We start from the raw sequence: 3296 nt of genomic DNA, 5'->3' as shown, positions 1-3296 counted from the left end.
CTCTGCGATCAGCGGCGAACCGTATTCCAAGGTTCAAGGCGACATGACGCAAATGCAAGAGACCAGCCGCGCCGCCCATCCTATCGCCCGTACTGCGGGCAACGTGACCGGTGCTGTCGCTGGCACACTGCCGGCAATGGCGGCCCTGCCTGAGGCATTCGGTATCGGCGCCGCAACGAACCTTGGCAAGTTCGGAATGAGCGCCCTTTCCGGCGGGGCTATCAATGCGGCTGATTCCGCTGTCCGATCGGGCGGGGACTTGAGGCAGACTGTGGAGGGCGGTCTTGTCGGCGGCGGTCTTGGCCTCGCTGCTCCCGCCATCGCCCCGATGATTGGCAGGGGTGTCAAGGCTATCGCTGACAAGGTGCAGATCAGTGCGGTAGCGCGTGCGCTTGGGCTCGACAAGAGCGCAGTGAAGGTCTTGGCCGATGCCGCTCGCCAGGATGCCATTGACCCCGCCGCCCTGCCAAATCTCGGCAACGACGGAATGTTGATGGATCTTGGCCCGAACATGCGCCATACGGCGGGCGCTATCGCCGCAATCCCTGGAGAGGGCAAGGCCATCGTGCGCGGCGCGATCGGTGCGCGCGACGCAGATGCGAACTGGCGCATCCGGTCGGCGCTGAACGAGACGCTCGGCGAGGCTCCCACGCCGTCGCGCATCATCGATCGCGCCAATACCAATCAACAGCGCCTCGCACCGGAGTATCGAGCAGCGTTGCGCGATGCCGGCCCCGTCGACACGTTGCCAATCGCCCGCTACCTCGAAACAGAAGCCCAGTCCTTGCGCGGGGAGCCGCAACGCGCGGTTCAACGTGTTCGTGCGATGCTCGACCACCAGCCTACGCCGGCTGACATTGCGCGAGCCCGCGCCAACGGCGAGCCGCCGCCCGGAACGTCGCTTGTCACCGATGCAGCCGAACTGCTGAACACCCGCCATGCCATCGACGACATGCTGGAGACGACACAGGGGACAAACGCAGGCAACGCGCTTCAGACCGCGCGCCAAGCCGTTGATGACGAGCTGCGCGCGTCGGTTCCTGGCATCAAGGAAGTTGACGCAAAATATGCCGAGTTGGCGCGGCAGAAAGATGCCGTGCAGCGTGGCCAGACAGTGCTTGCCAGCGGGAGGGAAGCGCCGCGTCCTGATGAACTCGCCGCTGAAGTTCATCAGGGGGCTCTGCCGCAAGGGCTTCAGATCGGCCCGTCAGCCGTGCCCCTTCGACTACGTGAAGGCGCGCGGGCGGAGATAGAGCGCATCGTCGGCACCAAGGCCAACGACCGCGTGGCATTGCAGGAAATCATCAAGGGCGAAGGTGATTGGAACCGGGCGCGCCTGTCGACGCTTTGGGGCAAGGAAAAGACTGAAAAGGTACTTGATCTGCTCGACCGCGAGCGCCTGTTTGCAGATACCTCAAACATCGTAACCCGCAATTCCGAGACTGCCGCTCGTGTTGCCGCGCGTGAGGCGATCGACCCGGGCTCAAGTTCCCGTTTTGGCGCGCGCGAAGGTTTCATTGCGGGCGGCGCTCGGGGCGCAGCTCGCGCGGTCGGCACCAGGGCGGTGGAAAGCGTGATCGACGCACTCGGCAATGGGGGTAATGAAAAAGCCGTGGCCGACATGGCGAGAGCGCTAACAGGGGGATCTCAACAGAGCGCTGTGCTCGATGCCCTGATGAAGGTCGGGCGCGCATCGCCACTGCTTCAGTCAAAGGCCGATCGCGTGGCGCGTGCTCTGCTTGTGGGTGGCGGGACCGCCGTCAGTCGCCGCTGACCTTTCTCCGGTCTTCGCGTTCAGCCAGGTACCAGACAAGAAAAACCACAACCGCACCTGAGAGAACGCCCAACATATAGTCAAGCGACATGCGATCGAAAAACCATGCAAGCCCCCGGTGAAGTACCGCCAGGACGGCGATGGTGACCCCGGCGGCAATAAGCTGAAGGCTTGTGGTGCGTGACATAGGCGCGGAACATAGTGCGAAACCAGACCATTTGAAAGATGGCCACGCTGCCGACGATATGACTTTATGGAGCCTGATAATCCGAACTGAATTCGTATAGCAGATCTTCCAGCTCGTCTTTAAGTGTACCTGTGGGGGCTGGGTCTACCACGAAGAGAAAATGCTGACGTTCGGCGCGGCTAGCGTCCACCTCGAACTGAAGGTGCGGATATCGCTCGTTCAGCGCTTGCTTAAGGCTCCGTTGAAATTCGACGCTATCGCCCAACGCGACACCGCTGGGCGGGATAACGGTGAACGCCTTTGGCCGATCGCGCAAAAAACTGAACATTCCCCCGTTCTACCAAAATAGCCCGCAGCTTCAATGGATCATCTTGCTTGGGCCGAAGTCGGTGAACCGGGCCAACGCCGACGCGAGCTTTTCAATTGTCGCGATGTCCGAAACCACGCCGTTCGGCTCGACGAAGAAATCATCATCCTGTCGTTGCGGATGATCAATCGTCACTTCGAACTCGTAGGAGGGCAGCGCCATGACAAGGGCGGCCTCAACGTCGGCGAGAAAGAAAACATCGACATGCCGGCAGGCAGTCGGCGGGACAATCACAAACGACGTGGCCGGCAGGATATGGACCATAGACGGGCAAAACATGCGAACCCCCTCGCATTGGCCCCTCAAAGGGACGGCGACCGACGCGGGTGCCTGAAATGTGCGTCGGTCGCCATTTGGGCGGGGGCAATTCCCACGCTATGCGCCTCGGCGCTGGCTTCAATTCGATTGATGGGACTTGGTGAACGGCCGGTTACTATCCACAGGGCTCATTCGGAACGAATCGGGAAGGCGCGTACGGATTTTGTACGGGAAGGGCCTGCATGTTGCCGTTCTGTTCCGGCATCTACCCGCACGGAACTGCGAGCATGAACAAACCGGGGCCGCGATAACCGTTGATTTTCATTGAGAAAATTGGCGCACCCGGCAGAATTCGAATCTGCGACCTCTGCCTTCGGAGGGCAGCGCTCTATCCAGCTGAGCTACGGGTGCTTTCAGGACTAGGAGTCCGGAAAACGAACCAGCCGGCAAACCGGCAAGTCACGGCTTCTTAGCGGAAGCCGGCGCGGGCTTCAACGGGCAATTGATGATGTGCAGTGCCCCCTCACGGGGTGCGCTTGCTGGATATGGCGCTCCCCCTCTCCGTCTCGGCTTCGCCGAGCCACCTTGTATCTACACGAGAGAGATTTCGTGGGATTGAAGCGATTGAGCCAAGGTCCGGGCGGCCGCCCGGACCTTGGCTTGGCGAAGTCGCCCGTACCACCTGAGGTTACAGCCGCGGGAGAGCTTGG

Annotated in this window: 3 protein-coding genes and 1 tRNA gene; 1 reads left to right on the top strand and 3 read right to left on the bottom strand. The window is 61.5% G+C overall.

Annotation, left to right across the window (positions count from 1 at the left end):
- Positions 1-1774 (top strand): hypothetical protein (locus EN808_RS34985; RefSeq protein WP_135918205.1); only part of this gene is annotated, 1774 nt, incomplete at its 5' end.
- A 251-nt stretch (positions 1775-2025) separates the two neighbouring features.
- On the opposite strand, the gene EN808_RS34980 is transcribed toward EN808_RS34985, so the two are convergent.
- The 3 genes from EN808_RS34980 to EN808_RS34970 form a co-directional block, all read right to left on the bottom strand.
- Entirely contained in the window at positions 2026-2289 is a 264-nt protein-coding gene (locus tag EN808_RS34980; protein WP_135918204.1) for a hypothetical protein, read from the bottom strand.
- Between the two features lie 30 nt (positions 2290-2319).
- The gene (locus EN808_RS34975; protein ID WP_135918203.1) at positions 2320-2592 is read right to left on the bottom strand and encodes a hypothetical protein; all 273 of its coding nucleotides are present in this window, start codon (positions 2590-2592) and stop codon (positions 2320-2322) included.
- A gap of 328 nt (positions 2593-2920) precedes the next feature.
- Positions 2921-2997 (bottom strand) — tRNA-Arg (locus tag EN808_RS34970).
- Positions 2998-3296 lie beyond the last annotated feature (299 nt).

The organism is Mesorhizobium sp. M8A.F.Ca.ET.165.01.1.1, assembly GCF_004792065.1.
GTDB lineage: Bacteria > Pseudomonadota > Alphaproteobacteria > Rhizobiales > Rhizobiaceae > Mesorhizobium.
This window is presented reverse-complemented; position numbering and strand designations above follow the sequence as displayed.